The organism is Microbacterium ginsengiterrae, from assembly GCF_014205075.1.
In the GTDB taxonomy this organism is placed as follows: domain Bacteria; phylum Actinomycetota; class Actinomycetes; order Actinomycetales; family Microbacteriaceae; genus Microbacterium; species Microbacterium ginsengiterrae.
In genome coordinates this window covers 880619-898983 of record NZ_JACHMU010000001.1, presented here as the reverse complement: position 1 = coordinate 898983, position 18365 = coordinate 880619, and the positions used below count along the sequence as shown (strand labels likewise).

18 protein-coding genes are annotated in these 18365 nt (G+C 69.2%); 10 read left to right on the top strand and 8 right to left on the bottom strand.

Going from position 1 to position 18365, the window contains the following annotated elements:
- The first annotated feature begins 41 nt into the window (after positions 1-41).
- Entirely contained in the window at positions 42-929 is an 888-nt protein-coding gene (locus tag HD600_RS04480; protein WP_184281795.1) for an amidohydrolase family protein, read from the top strand.
- Positions 930-995: 66 nt separating this feature from the next.
- On the opposite strand, the gene HD600_RS04475 is transcribed toward HD600_RS04480, so the two are convergent.
- Together HD600_RS04475 and HD600_RS04470 are read right to left on the bottom strand one after the other, a co-directional pair.
- The gene (locus HD600_RS04475) at positions 996-1748 is read right to left on the bottom strand and encodes an SDR family NAD(P)-dependent oxidoreductase (protein ID WP_184281793.1); all 753 of its coding nucleotides are present in this window, start codon (positions 1746-1748) and stop codon (positions 996-998) included.
- Positions 1745-2605, bottom strand: a complete 861-nt coding sequence (locus HD600_RS04470; RefSeq protein ID WP_184281791.1) for a fumarylacetoacetate hydrolase family protein — start codon at positions 2603-2605, stop codon at positions 1745-1747. Before HD600_RS04470 ends, HD600_RS04475 begins: the two co-directional genes overlap by 4 nt.
- A gap of 121 nt (positions 2606-2726) precedes the next feature.
- Between HD600_RS04470 and HD600_RS04465 the strand changes: the two genes are divergently transcribed.
- Genes HD600_RS04465 through HD600_RS04455 form a run of 3 tightly spaced genes read left to right on the top strand, consistent with a single transcriptional unit; the run spans position 2727 to position 5420 of the window.
- Positions 2727-4022, top strand: a complete 1296-nt coding sequence (locus HD600_RS04465; protein WP_184281790.1) for an L-fuconate dehydratase — start codon at positions 2727-2729, stop codon at positions 4020-4022.
- Positions 4009-4971: an aldo/keto reductase gene (locus HD600_RS04460; RefSeq protein WP_184281788.1), complete on the top strand. Its 963-nt coding sequence runs from the start codon at positions 4009-4011 to the stop codon at positions 4969-4971. The genes HD600_RS04465 and HD600_RS04460 overlap by 14 nt, the downstream gene beginning before the upstream one ends.
- Before the next feature lie 29 nt (positions 4972-5000).
- The gene (locus tag HD600_RS04455) at positions 5001-5420 is read left to right on the top strand and encodes an RbsD/FucU family protein (RefSeq protein ID WP_144793144.1); all 420 of its coding nucleotides are present in this window, start codon (positions 5001-5003) and stop codon (positions 5418-5420) included.
- Positions 5421-5776: 356 nt separating this feature from the next.
- Here the strand turns inward: HD600_RS04455 and HD600_RS04450 are convergent, their stop codons facing one another.
- Positions 5777-6649: a sugar phosphate isomerase/epimerase family protein gene (locus tag HD600_RS04450; RefSeq protein WP_184281786.1), complete on the bottom strand. Its 873-nt coding sequence runs from the start codon at positions 6647-6649 to the stop codon at positions 5777-5779.
- A gap of 194 nt (positions 6650-6843) precedes the next feature.
- On the opposite strand from HD600_RS04450, the gene HD600_RS04445 reads away from it, so the two are divergent.
- The 3 genes from HD600_RS04445 to HD600_RS04435 all read left to right on the top strand — a co-directional run bounded on the left by HD600_RS04445 (position 6844) and on the right by HD600_RS04435 (position 10443).
- Positions 6844-8346, top strand: coding sequence for an ATP-binding cassette domain-containing protein (locus HD600_RS04445; protein ID WP_184281784.1), 1503 nt, complete (start codon positions 6844-6846; stop codon positions 8344-8346).
- Positions 8346-9377 carry an ABC transporter permease gene (locus HD600_RS04440; protein WP_184281782.1) on the top strand — a complete coding sequence of 344 codons (1032 nt, stop codon included), beginning with the start codon at positions 8346-8348 and terminating at the stop codon, positions 9375-9377. Before HD600_RS04445 ends, HD600_RS04440 begins: the two co-directional genes overlap by 1 nt.
- 64 nt (positions 9378-9441) lie before the next feature.
- Positions 9442-10443, top strand: coding sequence for an ABC transporter substrate-binding protein (locus HD600_RS04435; RefSeq protein ID WP_184281780.1), 1002 nt, complete (start codon positions 9442-9444; stop codon positions 10441-10443).
- Between the two features lie 439 nt (positions 10444-10882).
- Here the strand turns inward: HD600_RS04435 and HD600_RS04430 are convergent, their stop codons facing one another.
- From HD600_RS04430 to xylB, 4 genes are read right to left on the bottom strand one after another with little or no spacing between them, the layout of a single operon-like run.
- Entirely contained in the window at positions 10883-11848 is a 966-nt protein-coding gene (locus HD600_RS04430) for a phosphotriesterase family protein (protein WP_184281778.1), read from the bottom strand.
- Positions 11845-12792, bottom strand: coding sequence for a shikimate dehydrogenase family protein (locus tag HD600_RS04425; RefSeq protein WP_184281776.1), 948 nt, complete (start codon positions 12790-12792; stop codon positions 11845-11847). The genes HD600_RS04430 and HD600_RS04425 overlap by 4 nt, the downstream gene beginning before the upstream one ends.
- A 9-nt stretch (positions 12793-12801) precedes the next feature.
- Positions 12802-13752 (bottom strand): NAD(P)-dependent oxidoreductase, encoded by a 951-nt coding sequence (locus HD600_RS04420; protein WP_184281773.1) that lies wholly within the window; start codon positions 13750-13752, stop codon positions 12802-12804.
- On the bottom strand, positions 13752-15242 hold the full coding sequence (gene xylB, locus HD600_RS04415; RefSeq protein WP_184281771.1) for a xylulokinase: 1491 nt from the start codon (positions 15240-15242) through the stop codon (positions 13752-13754). The genes HD600_RS04420 and xylB overlap by 1 nt, the downstream gene beginning before the upstream one ends.
- A gap of 98 nt (positions 15243-15340) precedes the next feature.
- Between xylB and HD600_RS04410 the strand changes: the two genes are divergently transcribed.
- On the top strand, positions 15341-15946 hold the full coding sequence (locus tag HD600_RS04410; protein WP_144793120.1) for a glucose-6-phosphate isomerase family protein: 606 nt from the start codon (positions 15341-15343) through the stop codon (positions 15944-15946).
- A 333-nt stretch (positions 15947-16279) separates the two neighbouring features.
- On the opposite strand, the gene HD600_RS04405 is transcribed toward HD600_RS04410, so the two are convergent.
- A complete protein-coding gene (locus HD600_RS04405; protein ID WP_144793117.1) occupies positions 16280-16810 on the bottom strand; it encodes a CGNR zinc finger domain-containing protein in 531 nt (176 codons plus the stop codon).
- A 39-nt stretch (positions 16811-16849) separates the two neighbouring features.
- Here HD600_RS04405 and HD600_RS04400 point away from each other — a divergent pair, with 39 nt between their 5' ends.
- Positions 16850-17842 carry an EamA family transporter gene (locus tag HD600_RS04400; RefSeq protein ID WP_144793114.1) on the top strand — a complete coding sequence of 331 codons (993 nt, stop codon included), beginning with the start codon at positions 16850-16852 and terminating at the stop codon, positions 17840-17842.
- 76 nt (positions 17843-17918) lie between these two features.
- Entirely contained in the window at positions 17919-18284 is a 366-nt protein-coding gene (locus HD600_RS04395) for a VOC family protein (RefSeq protein ID WP_144793111.1), read from the top strand.
- Positions 18285-18365: the final 81 nt, after the last annotated feature.

Sequence of the window (18365 nt, the reverse complement as noted above, 5' to 3'; positions counted from 1 at the left end):
CATCCTAGCGATTGATCGGATGTCTGCGGCAGGATGGGCGAATGCGCATTCTCGACTCTCATCTGCACCTCTGGGATCCCGCTCGTCTGACGTACGACTGGCTGGAGGGGCCGCTGCAGGCGCGGTTCGCGGAGGCCGAGGTGGCGCAGGCTCGCCGAGCGGACGATGAGCACTCCGCGATCTTCGTGCAGGCGGGCGCCGCACCGGAGCAGTTCCTCCTGGAGGCCCAGTGGGTCGCATCGATCGCGGAAGCCACCGGCGTGCGGGGCATCGTCGCCGGCGTGCCGCTCGACGCCGGCGAGGCGACGGAGCGGGATCTGGATGCCGTGCGGCAGATCCCCCTCGTGGTCGGCGTCCGGCACCTGCTGCAGGACGAACCCGCAGGGCTCGCCCGCACCGACGCGTTCCTCGACGGCGCACGAGCGCTCGCCGCGCGCGATCTCACCTTCGACGCCTGCGTGCGAACGGTCGACCAGTTGCACGACGTCGCGGCGCTCGCCGCCGCCGTGCCCGATCTGCGGATCGTGCTCGACCACCTCGGCAAGCCCGCGGTCGGGACTGCGGGCGCGCCCGAAGCCCCCACGGCGGAGTGGGTGGCCGCGCTGCGCGCCCTCGCCGCGCACGGCAGGGTGTTCTGCAAACTCTCCGGCCTTCCCGCCGAGGCTGGCGGGGACTGGAGCCCCGCGCAGGTCGCCCCGTTCCTCGACGAGGCGCTCACGGCGTTCGGGTCGGAGCGCCTGATGTTGGGAAGCGACTGGCCGGTCTCAGCGGTGGCGGCATCCGGTTCTTCGGAAGGAGGCGGCGCAGGCGTCGACGCCGACGCCATCGGCGGGTGGACGGACGCCGTCGCGACGTGGGCGGCCGCGCGCGGGATCGACGTGGATGCCGTGATGCGGGCCAACGCCGAACGGTTCTACGGCCTGGCGTGAGCCGAGACGACGCGAGGTGCCGCGCCCGCCGTGCGGCGGGACGCGACACCTCGCGGACGGAATCGACTACTCGGAGCGCAGGCGCAGCTGCGCCATTCCTCCGTCGACCTCGATGGACGTGCCCGTCGTCGAACCCGCAGCGGGCGAGACGAGGTACGCCACGGCGGCGGCGACCTCCTCGGGCGACACGAGCCTGCCGTGCGGCTGGCGCGCCTCCAGTGCTGCGCGCTCGGCGGCAGGGTCATCGGCCTGGTTGAGCAGGCGGCCCACCCACGGGGTGTCGGCGGTGCCGGGGTTCACGGCGTTGACGCGGATGCCCTCCCGGAGGTGGTCCGCGGCCATCGCGCGGGTGAGGGCGGAGACGGCGCCCTTGGACGCGCTGTACAGCGCACGCTGCGGGAGACCGGCCGTCGACGCGATGGATGCCGTGTTGCACACTGCCGCGGACGGCGACTGGCGCAGCCACGGCAGTGCAGCGGACGTGACGCGGGCGATGCCGGTGACGTTCACCGACAGCACGCGTGCCCACTCGTCGTCGTCGTTGGCGCTGATGTCGCCGACGGCACCGATCCCCGCGTTGTTCACGACGATGTCGATGCGACCGAGCTGTGCGGCGACCTGCGCGACTGCGGCGTCGACGCTCGCGCGGTCGGACACGTCAGCGGTGAAGGCGGCGAAGCGCTCATCGGCCGCCGAGGGGTCGCGGTCGAGGACGGCGATCGTCGCACCGTCCGCGTGCAGTCGGTCGGCGATCGCCGCGCCGATCCCGGACGCGCCGCCGGTGACGATGGCGACGAGGCCGTCCAGCGGCCGGCTCATCGGGACGCCTCCCACGCGGTGAACCGCTGGCTCTGGCGGCCGAGACCGTCGATCTCCACCTCGACGACGTCGCCGTCCTTCAGGTAGGGGAAGTTGCCGGAGAGGGCGACGCCCTGCGGGGTGCCGGTGAGGATGAGGTCGCCCGGCTCCAGGGTCACGTACTGCGAGAGGTGGTGGACGATGGTCCGCACGTCGAAGATCATGTCCGAGGTGTTCGAATCCTGGCGCGGTTCGCCGTTGACCCAGCTGCGCAGTCCCAGGTTGTCGACGTCGACCTCGTCCGGCGTGACCAGCCACGGGCCGGTCGGGTTGAAGCCCGCGGCGATCTTGCCCTTCGACCACTGCCCGCCGGAGACCTCGATCTGGAAGGTGCGCTCGGAGACGTCGTTGGCGAGGACGTAACCGGCGATGTGCGCGTCGGCCTCCTCCGGGGAGTCCAGGTACGCGGTGCGCGCGCCGATGACGATGCCGAGCTCCACCTCCCAGTCGGTCTTCTCGCTGCCTCGGGGGATCGTGACGTCGTCGTGCGGGCCGACGACCGTGTTGGGCGTCTTGAGGAAGATGATCGGGATCTTCGGCGGCTCAGCGCCGGACTCCGCGGCGTGGGCGGCGTAGTTCATCCCCACGCAGATCACCGCGCTCGGCCGCGCGATCGGCGATCCGATGCGGAGGTCGGCCGCGTCGGCGATCTCGCGGAGTTCATCGGCCGCCAGTGCCGCAGTCACGCGTGCGCGGAAATCTCCGGACAGGAAGTCGCCGTTGACATCGGATGTCAGCGGTCGCAGATCGAGGTGGCGGTCGCCGTCGATCACAACGGGGATCTCGGATCCTGGGGCGCCAAGCCGCGCGAACTTCATGGTTCTCCTACCTCATCGGGGAGCCGCCAGCCGGCGGCGGGACTGATTGACAGTATAGACATCCGATGTTTACACTCCAAGAGATCCGTGCGAGAAATCCCGCACCCAGGAGAGGAACGCCTTGAGCCGTATCGTCGCAGTCGACACCACCGACATCCGCTTCCCCACATCGCTGAGCCTGGACGGCTCGGACGCGATGAACCCCGACCCGGACTACTCCGCAGCGTACGCGGTCATCCGCACGGATGCGGGCGACGGCATCGACGGCCACTCCTTCGTGTTCACGATCGGTCGCGGCAACGACGTGCAGGTGGCGGCGATCGACGCGCTGGCCGGACACCTCGTCGGTCGGGAGATCGAGCCGCTGCTCGACGACATGGGCGGGACGTTCCGCGACATCATCGGCGACTCGCAGCTGCGGTGGCTGGGCCCCGAGAAGGGCGTCATGCACATGGCCATCGGCGCCGTCATCAACGCGCTGTGGGACATCAAGGCCAAGCGTGCGGGCCTTCCGCTGTGGCAGCTGCTCGCGCGGATGACCCCCGAGGAGATCGTCGACCTCGTCGACTTCCGCTACCTGACCAACGCCCTCACCCGCGACGAGGCGCTGGAGATCCTCCGCGCCGGCGTCGAAGGGCGCGAGGAGCGTGAGGCCGAGCTCCTCGCCTCCGGCTACCCCGGGTACACGACCAGCCCCGGATGGCTCGGATACTCCGACGAGAAGCTCGAGCGCCTGGCGCGCGAGGCGCTCGCCGACGGTTTCACCCAGATCAAGCTGAAGGTCGGCGCCGACCTCGACGACGACATCCGCCGCTTCCGCAAGGCGCGTGAGGTCGTCGGCCCCGACTTCCCCATCGCGATCGACGCGAACCAGCGGTGGGAGGTGTCCGAGGCGATCGAGTGGGTGAACGCGCTGGCGGAGTTCAACCCGGCGTGGGTGGAGGAGCCCACCAGCCCCGACGACATCCTCGGCCACGCCGAGATCGCGCGGGGCATCGCCCCGATCCGTGTTGCCACCGGTGAGCACGCGCAGAACCGGATGATCTTCAAGCAGCTGCTGCAGGCCGAGGCCATCGAGGTCATGCAGATCGATGCGGTCCGTGTCGCCGGCGTGAACGAGAACATCGCCAACCTGCTCCTGGCCGCCAAGTTCGGCGTTCCGGTCTGCCCGCACGCCGGCGGGGTCGGTCTGTGCGAGGCCGTCCAGCACCTGTCGATGTTCGACTACGTCGCCGTCACCGGCACACGCGAGGGGCGCCTGATCGAGTTCGTCGACCACCTCCACGAGCACTTCGTCACCCCGACCGACATCCGCGGCGGGTCCTACATGGCGCCCACCGCGCCGGGGGCGGGCATGGAGATGAAGGCGGAGAGCATTCGGAAGTACACCTGGACGGGCGCGCATGTCGCCGAGTGATCAGGTGATCCCCGCGCTCGGCTACGGGGCAGCGAACGTCGGCAACCTCTTCCGCGCGCTCACCGACGACGAGGCGTGGGCGGTGCTGGATGCCGCGTGGGAGAGCGGCATCCGCTACTACGACACCGCGCCGCACTACGGTCTCGGCCTCTCCGAGCGCCGCCTCGGGGCGTTCCTGCGCACGAAGCCGCGTGACGAGTTCTTCCTCTCGACGAAGGCCGGCCGTCTGCTGCGTCCGAACCCGGACTTCGCCGGCGGGCTCGACACGGACAACGACTTCTTCGTGCCGGACGACGTGCAGCGCGTGTGGGACTTCTCGGAGGCCGGCATCCGCGCGTCGCTCGAGGAATCGCAGGAGCGTCTCGGAATCGAACGGATCGATCTCCTCTACCTCCACGACCCGGAGCGTCACGACCTCGACCTCGCTGTCGCGTCGGCGTTCCCCGCACTCGAACGGCTGCGCGCCGAGGGGGCCGTGGGTGCGATCGGTGTCGGGGCCATGACCAGCGACGCGCTGGTGCGCTCGGTACGCGAGGCCGACCTCGACACGATCATGATCGCCGGTCGCTACACGCTGCTCGAGCAGCCGGCGGCGGCCGAGGTGCTTCCTGCCTGTCATGACCGCGGAACGGGTGTCGTCGCGGCATCCGTCTTCAACTCAGGGCTGCTCGCGAAGGCGGAGCCCACGAGGGACGGTCGCTACGAGTACGGCGGCATCCCGGACGACATCTGGGATCGTCTCCAGCGGATCGTCGCCGTCTGCCGGGCCCATGACGTGCTGCTGCCGGCGGCCGCGATCCAGTTCCCCCTGCGCGAGACGGTCACTCGCTCGGTCGTCGTCGGCAGTTCCCGCCCCGAGCAGGTGCGTCAGAATGCCGCGCTGGCCGCCACCGAGATCCCCGCGGACTTCTGGGCGGAACTCGCCCATGAGGGGCTCATTCCCGCATGAACGCCGAACAGCGACCCTGAGGAGGGACGATGCTCGAAGGAATCCACCCGCTGCTGACCGGTGAGCTGCTGCTGCACCTGGACCGCATGGGCCACTCGGACTCCGTGGTGATCGCCGACGCGCACTTCCCCGCATGGGGGCTCGGGGAGCGCACGATCGATCTGCCGGGGACGACGACGCCGGAGGTGCTGGCCGCCATCCGCACCGTCATCCCCCTCGACGATGCGCCGGGTCTCGATCTCATGGAGAGCGCCGACGGCGAGATCCTCGACGTCCAGCACGAGCTGATGGATGCCGCGGGTACGACCGTCGAGACGACACGGTTCGTGGAGCGTTTCGCGTACTACGAGGCCGCGCGCCCCGCCTACCTGATGGTGCGCACCGGTGAGACGCGCAAGTACGGCAACGCGCTGCTGCGCAAGGGCGTCGTCGGGCATCCGTCCGCGTGACGCGCTGAGCCGGCTTCGGCTCCCTGCGGTCGCTCAGCCCGTTTCGTCTCCCGCCTTCGGCGTCCGCTCAACGTCCCGCGGGTCGTTGAGCGAAGGCGGCGCAGCCGCCGCAGACGAAACGGGCTGAGCGGAGTCGCGCAGCGACGGAGTCGAAGTCTGGACCCCGGCGCTGAGCCGGCCTCGGCTCCTTGCGGTCGCTCAGCCCGTTTCGTCTCGCTTCGCTCGCTCAACGTCCCGTGGGTGGCGGCGTGCCGCGGGTCGTTGAGCGAAGGCGGTGCAGCCGCCGCAGACGAAACGGGCTGAGCGGAGTCGCGCAGCGACGGAGTCGAAGCCTGGCTCCCGCCGCACCCCCGCCGTCAGTGCAGGTCGATGGTGTCCACCGCGTGCAGCGCGTCGCGGATGTACCGGTTGGCGTGCGCGGCGAGATCATCCGAGTCCTGCCAGAGGTTGCGCCAGATGCCGAGGGTGTTGCTCAGCTCTGCGCTGACCACGGCGGAAGAGAAGGACTCGAAGACGACCGGTCCGTCGTAGGCGACATCGTGCAGTGCGCGGAAGAAGGTCGCGAAGTCCACGGTTCCGGTGCCGAGGTAGCCGCGGTGGCTGTCGCCGATGTGCACGTAGCCGAGCTTGCCCGCCGCGGCGACGTCGTGCACCGGCTGGAAGAAGTCGGACTCCTCGATGTTCATGTGATAGGTGTCCAGGTGCACGCTGACGTCGCCCTCGACGCCGTCGAGGAATCGCAGCGCCCCGCGTCCGGTGTTGAACGCGTTGGATTCGTAGCGGTTGACGACCTCGAGCGAGAGGCGGATGCCGCGCTCGGCGGCCTTCGCAGCCAGACCGGAGATCGCGGCCTGACTGTGGGCGATGCCCTTGTCGCTCGCCGGCGCCATGTACTTGCCCATCGCGGAGTAGATGACCCCGCACAGCACGTCACCGCCCATCGTCGCGACGTGATCGATGCAGCGCTCGAGCGTCGCGACGCCGGCGGCGACGACGGCGGGGTCCTCGCTCGTGAGGTCCGTCTCGGAGGTCAGCCCGAGCGAGGCCGTCACGGCGAGATCGTTGTCGCGGAGCAGCCGGCCGGCGGCCGCGGAGTCGAAGCCCTCGGCATCCATGAGGGGAATCTCGATGAGGTCGAACCCCGCCGATCTCGTGCCCTCGATGGCGCGGCGAAGGCCCGCCTCGTCGAAGGTTCCGGTGAAGACCAATCCGTGCGCGCCGATGAGCATGTCGATCCTTTCCCATGCGCGTCTGCGCGCATCTGTGACAAAGTTGTTATTACAGGTCTACCATGTGGGGACATCTATTAGGTACATTTAGGTACAACTTGCGACGGAAGCACGCGAGCGGCAGAATTGACCCGATGTTTGAAATGGATTCCATGAGGAATCGAGTATTGACCTTCAAGGAAGCAGGTGAGCACGTGAGCGATCCAGTCCTCAGAGTGGAAGGCATCTCCAAGGGGTTCCCCGGAGTGCAGGCCCTCAAGGATGTGCACCTCGAGGTGCGCGCGGGCGAGGTGCTCGTCCTCGTCGGCGAGAACGGTGCCGGCAAGTCGACGCTCATGAAGATCCTCTCCGGGATCTACACGCGCGACGAGGGCACGATCGTCTTCGAGGGGCAGGAGGTCGAACTGACCAGCCCGCTGCAGGCGCAGCAGCTGGGGATCACGATCATCCACCAGGAGCTCAACCTCATGCCCGACCTCACGGTCGCGCAGAACATCTTCATCGGCCGCGAGCCCACCTCCGGCGGTCTGCTCTCGGAGCGCAACCTCAACGGGCAGACCTCCGAACTGCTCGCACGTCTGAAGATCCGCCTCGACCCTCGCCAGAAGGTCGGCGAGCTGACGGTCGCCGAGCAGCAGATGGTCGAGATCGCCAAGGCGCTGTCGTTCAACGCCAAGGTGCTCATCATGGACGAGCCGACCTCGGCGCTCACGGACAGCGAGGTCGAGACCCTCTTCACGCTCATCGAGCAGCTGAAGGCCGACGGCACCGGGATCGTCTACATCTCCCACCGCATGGACGAACTGCGCCGTCTCGCCGATCGCGTGAGCGTGCTCCGTGACGGGCAATACATCGGATCACTCGAGAAGAGCGAGATCAGCATCCCGAAGATCATCGAGATGATGGTCGGCCGCGTGATCGACGAGGGAACGCGCCCCGCGCCCCGCGATCACCAGGATCAGCCCGTCGTGCTCGACGTGTCGGGTCTGTCCACCAAGACGCTGCTCAAGGACGTCACGTTCCAGCTGCACCGCGGTGAGATCCTCGGGTTCGCCGGCCTCATGGGTGCCGGGCGCACCGAGACGGCTCGCGCGCTCATCGGGGCCGACCCGCGCAGCGCCGGCACGATCCTCATCAACGGCCGCGACGCGAAGATCAACCAGCCCAAGGATGCGGTCCGCCGCGGGGTCGGATACCTCTCCGAGGACCGCAAGCAGCTCGGACTCATGCTCGAGCAGGACGTCACCTTCAACACCGTCCTCGCCTCCCTGAGCAACTACGCCGGCGCGCTCGGCTGGATGGTCGATGGCAAGGCCAAGAACCAGACCAAGCAGTACGTGCAGCAGCTGCGCGTGAAGACGCCGTCGGTGAACCAGATCGTGAAGCTGCTCTCCGGAGGGAATCAGCAGAAGGTCGTCATCGCCCGGTGGCTGATGCGCGACTGCGACATCCTCATCTTCGACGAGCCGACCCGAGGGATCGACGTCGGCGCGAAGGAAGAGATCTACCGGCTCATGCAGCAGCTCGCTGACGCCGGGAAGTCCATCATCGTCATCTCGTCGGAGCTCCCCGAGATCCTCCGCGTCGCCGGCCGCATCGCGGTCTTCGCGAACGGTCGGATCATGGGGACCCTCCGCAACGAGGAAGCCAGCCAGGAGAAGATCATGCAACTCGCAGCCCACGGGGAGGAAGACTGATGAGCACCCCACAGCAGTCCGGAGAGACGACCACCGTCATCCAGCAGGCCGTCAACGAGGACACCGACAAGCGTGACTTCGCCGGTTTCCTGAAGCGTCAGCTCCAGCAGTCGCTGGCCTTCGGCACACTCGTGATCCTCGTGATCTTCTTCGCGATCGCGAGCCCGAACTTCTTCACGTTCAGCAACATCGCCACGGTGCTGCTGTCGACGGCGGTCATCGGCATCCTCGCGCTCGGTACCACCTTCGTGATCATCACCGGCGGCATCGACCTGTCGCTGGGAACCGGTATGGCGCTGTGCGCCGTCATGACGGGTGTCTTCATCACCAACATGGGGCTTCCCGTGTGGGTCGGTATCCTGGGCGGCATCGCGACCGGTGTCCTCATGGGTCTCGTCAACGGCCTCAACGTGACGTTCCTGCGGCTGCCTCCCTTCATCGCCACCCTGGCGATGATGATGATCGCGGGCGGTCTGGCCCTGGTCATCTCCGGTGTCGCGCCGATCTACTTCTCCACGTCGGCCCCCGACTTCAAGAAGATCGCCCTCGGCGTCATCATCCCCGGCATCCCGAACGCCGTCCTCATCACGGCCGTGCTCGCGATCATCGCGGCGATCGTGCTGTCCAAGACCCTGCTGGGCCGCTACACCTTCGCGATCGGATCGAACGAGGAGGCCGCACGCCTCTCCGGTGTCGACACCCGCCGCTGGACGATCTTCATCTACATGTTCGCCGGCGCCTTCACCGGTATCGCCGGTGTCATCATCGCCTCCCGACTCGACTCGGCGCAGCCGCAGATCGGAACGGGCTACGAGCTGCAGGCCATCGCGGCCGTCATCATCGGCGGCACCTCCCTGCTGGGCGGTCGCGGCTCGATCCTCGGCACCGTGATCGGTGCGCTCATCATGAGCGTGCTCGTCAACGGCCTGCGCATCCTGTCGATCCAGACGGAGTGGCAGAACGTCGTCGTCGGCGTCGTCGTCCTGCTCGCCGTGTTCCTCGACTCGCTGCGCAACCGCCAGCGCACCTGACGTTTCCTTCCCTACCCGCACCCGCCGGCTCCGGCCGGCACCCACACAGAACAATGGAGTTTCAATGAAATTCGGCAAGAAGACCGCATTCGCGGCACTGGTGGCCGCATCCGCTCTCGTCATGGCCGGCTGTGCCGGTGGCAACGGCGACGTCATCGAAGAGGGTGGCAGCGCTGAGGGCAGCGGCGACGGTGAGATGTACATCGCGCTCGTCTCGAAGGGCTTCCAGCACCAGTTCTGGCAGGCCGTCAAGAAGGGTGCTGAGGAGCGCGCCGAGGAGCTCGGCGTCAAGATCACGTTCGAAGGCCCCGCGGCCGAGACCGAGATCGCTCAGCAGCTCGAGATGCTGACCGCCGCGATCGACAAGAACCCCGACGCCATCGCGTACGCCGCCCTCGACCCCGAGGCGTGCGTCGCACCGCTCGACCAGGCCGCTTCCAAGGACATCCCCGTGGTGTACTTCGACGCTCCCTGCAACGGCGATGTCGGGCTGAGCCTCGCGGCCACCGACAGCAAGGTCGCCGGTGCGCTGGCGGCTGAGCACATGGCAGAGCTCATCGGCGGCGAGGGCGAAGTCGCCATCGTCGGCCACTCGCAGATCAACTCGACCGGTGTCGAGCGTCGCGACGGCTTCGTCGAGAAGATCGAGTCCGACTACCCGGACATCGAGATCGTCGACATCCAGTACGGCGACGGCGACCACCTGAAGTCGGCTGACATCGCGAAGGCCATGATCGCCGCCCACCCGGACCTCAAGGGCATCTACGGCACCAACGAGGGCTCGGCCATCGGCGTCGTGAACGCGGTCGGCGAGCTCGGCCTCGAGAAGGGCAAGCTGACCATCATCGGCTTCGACTCCGGCGCGGCGCAGATCAACGCCATCAAGGACGGCACCATGGCCGGCGCCATCACGCAGGACCCGATCGGCATCGGCGCGCAGGTCGTCCAGGCCGCGTACGACGCCGCCATGGGCGAGTCGGTCGACGAGTTCTACGACACCGGTTCGTACTGGTACGACGCGAACAACCTGGATGACGAGAAGATCGCCGCAGTCCTCTACGAGTGATCTGACGCTTCCGTCACGACGGCCCCTCACCTTCGGGTGGGGGGCCGTTTCGTGTGGCCGCGGGTGGATGGAGGCTTCGACTCCGTCGCTCCGCGACTGCGCTCAGCCCGTTTCGTCTGCGGCGCTTCGCGCCTCCGCTCAACGACCCGCACCACTGTAGTGCGGGACGTTGAGCGAGCGGAGCGAGACGAAACGGGCTGAGCGAGGAGCCGCCGGCGACGAGTCGAAGCCGCGAGGAGTTGGCGCCGCCGCCACTGTAGTGCGGGGCGTTGAGCGAGCGGAGCGAGACGAAACGGGCTGAGCGAGGAGCCGTCGACGAGGAGTCGAAGCCGCGAGGAGTTGGCGCCGCCGCCACTGTAGTGCGGGGCGTTGAGCGAGCGGAGCGAGACGAAACGGGCTGAGCGAGGAGCCGTCGGCGACGAGTCGAAGCCGCCCCGGTTCAGCCGAGTGCGAGCAGTCGCGCGGGGTTGGCGACCAGCATCCGATCGACGGCGTCCGCGCCGATGGCGGACCGCAGCCGAGGGACGTAGCGCTCTCCGAGGTAGGCGAGCCCCGGCATCCCGCCGTAGGAGATGTAGCGGGTGGCGCGGGCGACGTCGCCGCCGAGCAGGATGCGGTCACCACCGCCCTGCTCGACCACGGCGGCGGTCAGGGCCAGCAGCTCGGCGTCGCTGCGCGTGCGGGGGCGGGCGAAGCCGTCGTACCCGAGGTACGCGCCGCGCTCGGCGAGGGAGGAGTGGAGGCCGGGGTCGGGATCGCGGTCCGCGTGGGCGAGCACGACCCGGTCGGATGCCACGCCCTCCGCGCCGAGCAGGTCGAGCACCTCGTGGGCGGCGGTGCAGAACTCCAGGTGCACCATGATCGGGGCTCCCGTCGCGCGGTGGGCGGCGCCGAGGGCGTCGAGGGTCGTCCGCTCGAACGGGCTGATGCGCCAGTAGTCGATGCCGCCCTTGAGCAGACCCGCCCGCACCGGGGCGCCGGACGGCGTGCGGGCGACGCGGGCATCCGCATCCGCGAGGACCGCCTCGTCCGCCGCGGTTCCCGTCGTCAGGTCCGCGACGAACCTGTCGGCGAGCTGTTCGGCCGTCCAGGCCCGCAGCGGGTGGTCGGATCCGTAGTGCGCTTCGCGATGTCGCCCTGTGGTGGCGACGATGCGCAGTCCGGTCTGTGCGCTGATGCGTGCGAGGCCCTCCGGGTCGCGTCCCAGCCCGAGGGGCGTCGCATCGACCATCGCGGCGAACCCGCTGGCGCCGAGCAGCGCCGCTTCCGCACGGGAGGCGTCCTCATCGTGGAGCTCGTCCCCTGGCAGCAGCGGGCTGACCTGGAACAGGTGCTCGTGGTAGTTCGTCGACCCCAGCAGTGCGGGGTCGATGTCGCCGAGGACGGTGCGGACGACGCCGGTCATCGCCGCGCGGCCTCCGCGGCGTCGGCGAGCTGCTCGACGATCTCCGGCGTGAGCGTGAGGTCGAACACGTCGGCGACGACCTGCGACCAGCCGTGGATGAAGTAGCGCCATCCGTCGACCACGTGCAGGGCACGATCGGCCTCTGCCGCGCGCGCCTGGTGCAGGAACTCCAGCGAGCCGCGGTAGTTGAACTCCCACACGTACGCGCCCTCGGGGAACACGACGTCGTCCGGGAGTGGGGAACCAGGGCGATCCTTGCCGAGGCCGGTGGCGTTGACGATGAGGGAACCCGGCGCGGCGGCGGCGACGATCGCGGCGGCCTCGGCGGGCGAGTCTGTGCGGACGTACTCGATGAGCCCGTCGCGGGTGCCGTGCTGGCGGTGCACCTCGCGCAGGTGGTCGAGCTTCTCGTCGTCGCGAGCGGTGACGGTGATCTTGGCCGGTGCGTCCTCGCGTTCGGCGAGGGCCCAGCTCAGTGCGGTGCCGGAGCCGCCGGCGCCGAGGATGACGACCTCTGCGCCCGTCGAGGCGAAGTGGTCGGAGGGCAGGAAGTCGCGCAGGGCGAGGTCCACGGTGATCGGATCCTTCGCGCGCCCCGACAGGCGGGCGCCGCTCGCGGCGATGCTGGAGATCTCCGAGCACGACACCGCGAACGGGTCCAGCTCGTCGAACAGGTCGGATGCCGCGGCGTAGACGTTCATCTTGTGCGTCGTGACGAGGGCGCCGCGGTGGTGCGGGTCGTCACGGATCTGCTCGACGAGTGCGCGGTACTGCTCAGGGGTGGCGTCCATCGGCAGATCGTGGCCGATGAGGGTGCGCGTCGGCAGGCCGAGGATGTCCGCCCACAGCGGGAACACGGTCATGATCGAGGACGAGCCGGTGGTGACTCCGACGAAGCCCATGTAGTCGGCGTCGGGGGTGGAGTCGATCGATTCGGTGGTCATGTCGGCCTTTCAGCGGGTGACGGGATAGGCGGGGGCGCGGCCGGCGAGGACGGCGATCACATCGTCGAGCGACATGGATCCCATGTTGTCGACGGCCTGCGTGGTCTGCGCACCGAGGTGCGGGGTGACGATCACACGGTCGGCGAGGTCCTCGGCGAGCAGCGGGCTCGCGGAGGCTGCAGTGTCGCCGTCGAGCGTGTCCGCGGCATAGCCGGCGAGACGCCCGTCGCGGAGCGCGACGGCGAGTGCGGTCTCGTCGACGAGGTCGGGGCGTGCCGTGTTCACGACGATCGCGCCGGGGCGGATGCCGTCCAGCCGTGATCCGTCGAGCAGGCGCTGACCTCCCGGGGCGTGCAGCGTGATGAGGTCAGCGGAGCGGAAGAGTTCGTCGAGGTCGGCGGGCTCTGCTCCGGCATGCCGGATGCGGTCGGCGGGGAGGAAGGGGTCGGCGGCGAGGATACGAGAGCCGAAGCCGCCGAGGCGCCGAGCGACGCCCTGGCCGATCCGGCCGAATCCGACGATGCCGACCGTGGCGGCGCCCAACTCACGGCCGCGACGGACGCTCCAGTCGCCCTGGCGTACGCGGCGGTCGCCATCGGAAATCGACCGCAGGGCGGCGAGCATGAGGCCGACGGCGTGGTCGGCGACGGCATCCGCGTTGGCGCCCGGCGTGTTCGTCACGGGGATGCCGCGCTCCGCGGCCGCGGCGAGGTCCACCGCCTCGGTGCCGACGCCGTAGCGGGCGATCACGCGCAGTCCGGGTGCGGCATCCATGTGCGCTACGGTCACCGGGCCGGTGCCGGCGATCCAGGCGTCTGCCGTGGCGAGCAGTGGGGCCAGGTCGGCGAGTTCATGGTGGGCGGGGCCGCGGACGATCCGGTGGCCTGCCGCCTCGGCGCGCGAGACGAGGTCGATGTCGCCGTCCGAGAAGGAGCGGCTGGTGGCGAGGATGACGCCCATCAGCGCACCCCTCCCGCGAACCACGGCGCGAGCGCGTCGTACGCCGCGGTGAACCGCGAGTGGCGGGCCGCGTACACGTCGTGGCGGCCGGCATCCGGAGCGAATTCGGCGGTGACCTCGCTCAGTGCCCGTGCGGCGGAGAAGTCGGCGAGTCCCAGTCCGACGGCTCCGGTCACGGCGGCGCCGAGACTGTTCGCCTCCTCCACGATGGTGCGGCGGCGCACCGGCACGCCCCAGACGTCGGCGAGGATCTGCAGCAGGACGTCGCTCTGCGCCCCGCCGCCGACGGCGTCGATGCGGTCGATCGTCGCGCCCGACTCGCGGAAGGCGTGGATGCTGGTGAGCAGGTTGTATCCGATGCTCTCAAGTACCGCGCGCACGAGGTGCTGCCTGGTGTGGTGCCGTCCGATCCCGACGAAGGCGCCGCGGGCGTCCGGATCCCAGATGGGGGAGCGCTCGCCGAGGAGGTAGGGCAGGAAGTAGAGGTCTTCGGTGTCGATGTCGCCGCCGGCCTCGCCCGTCAGGCGAGCGGTCTCCGGACGGGCGGGGTCGGCGGAGAGCGCTTCACTGATCCACTGGATCGACGCGCCGCCGGCCTGCATCGTCGCGGTCGGCACGAACGAGCCGGGGACGACGTTGTCGAACGTGAAGGTGCGCAGGCCGGCGTCGAGCAGGGGGGTGTCCGACGCGAACGAGATCCACGACGATGTGCCGAGGCAGACGTAGGCGCCGTCCTCCGGCGCGACGATGCCGGATCCGACCGCGGCCATCGGGCCGTCGCCGCCGCCCATCACCACGCGGACGCCGGCATCGAGGCCGAGGGCGGATGCTGAGGCATCCGTCAGCGTGCCGGCGATCGCCGTCGAGTCGAGGATCTCGGGGAACAGGTCGCGGTCGAGGCGGGCGGCCTGCAGCACCTCTTCCGACCAGTCGCCGGTGCGCTGATCGTAGGCGTTGGTGCCGGAGGCGTCCGAGCGGTCGGTTGCGAGACGGCCGGTGAGACCGAGGACGATGTAGTCCTTGGCGACGCAGAAACGCCGCACGCGCGCCCACACCTCCGGCTCGTTGTCGCGCACCCACATGACCTTCTCGACCGAGTACGTGGGGTTGAGCCGATGGCCGAGCACCTCATAGGCGTGGGCGGCGCCGAGTGCCTGCTCCAGCTCGCGCTGCTGCGCCGCGGCGCGGGTGTCCGCCCAGATGATGGCCGGACGCACCGGGGCGCCCTCACCGTCGAGCAGGACCGCGCCCATCATCTGGCCGCTGACGACGAGCCCGCCGACGGCGGATGGCTCCGTCCCGGTGCGGGTGAGGAGTTCGCGGGTGGCCGAGACGACGGCATCCCACCAGTCCTGGGGGTCCTGTTCGGCGACCCCGCCGGCGGCGAAGTGCGCCGGGTATCCGACGGTCGTCGATGCGACGAGGCGACCGTCGTCGTGGTGCAGAGAGGCCTTGTTCCCGGTCGTGCCGAGGTCGTGGGCGATGATCACAGTTCGTGCCTGCTTCGGTGGTTGCGGTTCCGGATCGTGCTGTTTTGGAGTATACCTGTAATTACAAGTCCTGTAGTTACAAGTCGTAGGAGTATGTCGTGACCACCGCATCCATCGTTGACGTCCCCACCCTGCTGGAGATCTCCCCGCAGGGACCGATCGAGGGACGCTCGCGGCGCTACGAGAAGTTCCTCGGCGACATGAGTGGTGTGTACCGCGATGAGCAGGCCTGGCAGGATGCCGTGGCCGAGCGCGGTGCGGACGAACTCATCTACAGCGTCGACGACCACCGCTACCAGGAGGGCCCCGGCGCTCTCATCGTCGGCACGAGCACGCTTCTGCCGGGTCGGTACGGCGAGGAGTTCGCCGTCACCCGAGGGCACCTGCACGCCGTCGCCGACCGTGCTGAGCTGTACTACTGCCTCAGCGGCCGCGGCGTCATGCTGCTGGAGACCGTCGACGGTCAGAGCTCGGCGATCGAGCTCACCCCCGGAAAGGCGGTCGACGTGCCGGGCCACTGGATCCACCGCAGCGTGAACGTCGGCGACGAGCCGTTCGTCACCCTGTTCTGCTACGCCGCCGACGCCGGCCAGGACTACGGGATCATCGCCGAGGCCGGCGGCATGAAGAACCTCGTCGTTGCCGACGGCGACGGGTGGAAGCTCGCGCCGAACCCGGACCACACCGGCTACCGGGCGGGCTGACGACCGCGTCGGGACTTCGACTCGCTCCGCTCGCTCAGTCCGTTTCGTCTCCGGCGGCGATGCCGCCTCCGCTCAACGACCCGCCACCGGAGCGCGGGTCCTCGAGGGAGCCAACCTCATGCGGGGCGTTGAGCGAGCGGAGCGAGACGAAACGGGCTGAGCGGAGTCGCGCAGCGACGCAGTCGAAGCCGGCCTCTCCTCACGCGGGGCGTTGAGCGAGCGGGCCCCACACGGGTCGTTGAGCGAGCGAACCTCACGCGGGGCGTTGAGCGAGCGGAGCGAGACGAAACGGGCTGAGCGGAGTCGCGCAGCGACGCAGTCGAAGCCGGATCCTCAGCGCCGCCGAGCGCGGTACGCGGCCACGGCGTTCCGATTCGTGCACGCCGTCGAACAGTACCGCCGCGACCGGTTGCGCGACAGATCAAGCACGACCCCGTCGCAGTCGTCGTCGGCGCAGACGGCCAGACGGCTGCCCTCGTCTGCGCGGATGACGTCGATGGCGGCCATCGCCGTCTCGGCGAGGATGCGTTCGGCGAGCGGCCGGTCGTCGGAGACGGCGTGCAGATGCCAGTCCGCGTCGTCGTGCCGCACGAGACGCGCGTCGAGGGTCACCTCGCGCAGGGCGCGGTTGACCTCCTCGACCATGTCGTCTCTGGGGGCGAGCAGCATCGCTCGCAGTTGCGGCCGCAGGGCACGCAGTGTCCGCAGCTCCTCCGCGTCGCGGTCGATGCGACCGGTGTAGGGGAAGGTGTCGAGGAACGCCTCGAGGTCGTCGGGGGTCTCCAGGGCGTCCGGGCCCTCCGCGGTGTTGATCAGGTGGACGGCGGCGCGGAGAGCCTCGACCGTGTCATCTGTGAACAGCATGTTGACACCTTACCTCCCGCGTCGCTAATGTCATCGATCATGGCGACTTTGACGAATGACAGCGCGGTGCGATCGGGGCTGCGTCTCGGGCTCCCTCTCGCGATCGGTGCGGCGCTCGCCTTCGGGATGTCCGGCGCGTGGGCGCGAGGGCTCATCGATGCGGGCTGGACGCCGGGTGCGGCGGTCACCGTCCGCATCTGGGTGGCGGCGCTCGTCCTTCTCGTCCCCACGATCGTCGCGCTGCGCGGTCGCTGGCATCTGCTGCGCCGCAACGTCGGCACGATCATCGCCTACGGCCTGCTCGCCGTGACGGCGACGCAGCTGTTCTATTTCCAGGCGGTCGCCGTCATGGATGTCGGGCTCGCCCTCCTCATCGAGTACACGGCCCCGATCGCGGTCGTCCTGTGGCTGTGGGTGCGTCGTGGCGAGAGGCCCACCGGGCGCAGCGTGGTCGGTGCTGCGATCGCATTCGTCGGACTGGTGCTCATGCTCGACGTCCTCTCCGGACGCAGCGTGGACCTCGGTGGGATCCTGTGGGCGTTCGGTGCGATGATCGGCGCTGCGGCGTACTTCCTCCTGTCCGGCAAGGATGACACCGGCATGCCGCCGATCGCGCTGGCCGGTGCCGGACTCCTCATCGGCGCGGTCGGCCTCACCGCCGCCGGGCTCGTCGGCGTCGTCCCGATCGCATGGAACACCGATGACGTCGTTTATCGCTTCGGTGTCGTGCCGTGGTTCGTGCCGGTGCTCGCCATCGGCCTCATCGCCACGGCGCTGGCCTACGTGCTCGGCATCGCGTCGACCAGGCTGCTCGGCTCGCGTCTGGCCTCGTTCATCGCGCTCGCCGAGGTCGTGGCGGCGCTCCTGTTCGGGTGGCTCCTGCTCGGCCAGCTGCCGAACGCGGTGCAGGGTCTCGGTGCAGCGCTCGTGCTCTCCGGCGTCGTCGTGGTGAAGCTCGGCGAGCCGGTGGCCTCGCGGGCGGGCGATCCCTCCCTCGCCGTCGAGGCGGAGGGCGCTGCGGAGACCCCTTGATATGCCGCGCCGACGGGATCAGACTGCTCCTGTCGGCGTTCCGGCGGCGCCGGCGGGGGCTCGAGAGGAGTTCGGCATGGCACACGGTGACATCACGCACATCGACATCCCGGTCAGTGACATGGGCAGGGCGACGGCGTTCTACTCGACCCTGTTCGGCTGGCAGATCGCCGAGGTGCCGGGCTTCGAGGGCTACCCCATGTGGCAGGCCCCGAATCGGATCAGCGGAGGGGGGCTCGCTCCTCGCGGCGACGGGTTCACTCAGCCGCGGTCCTACGTCGAGGTCGATTCGATCGACGACACCGTCGCCGCCGCCGTCCAGCATGGCGCGACCGTGGCCATGGACAAGCAGCCCATCAGCGAGACGAGCTGGTGGGCCGTCATCGCCGACCCGGACGGCAACATGATCGGTCTTTATGAGGGCGTGACCGACGCGGGGTGAGCGCGGCGTCCGGCCCGGGTTTTGTATACGCTCAGGCAAACTCGGTCGGCATCGGTCGCGTTCTCGCTGGCTTGTGTATAC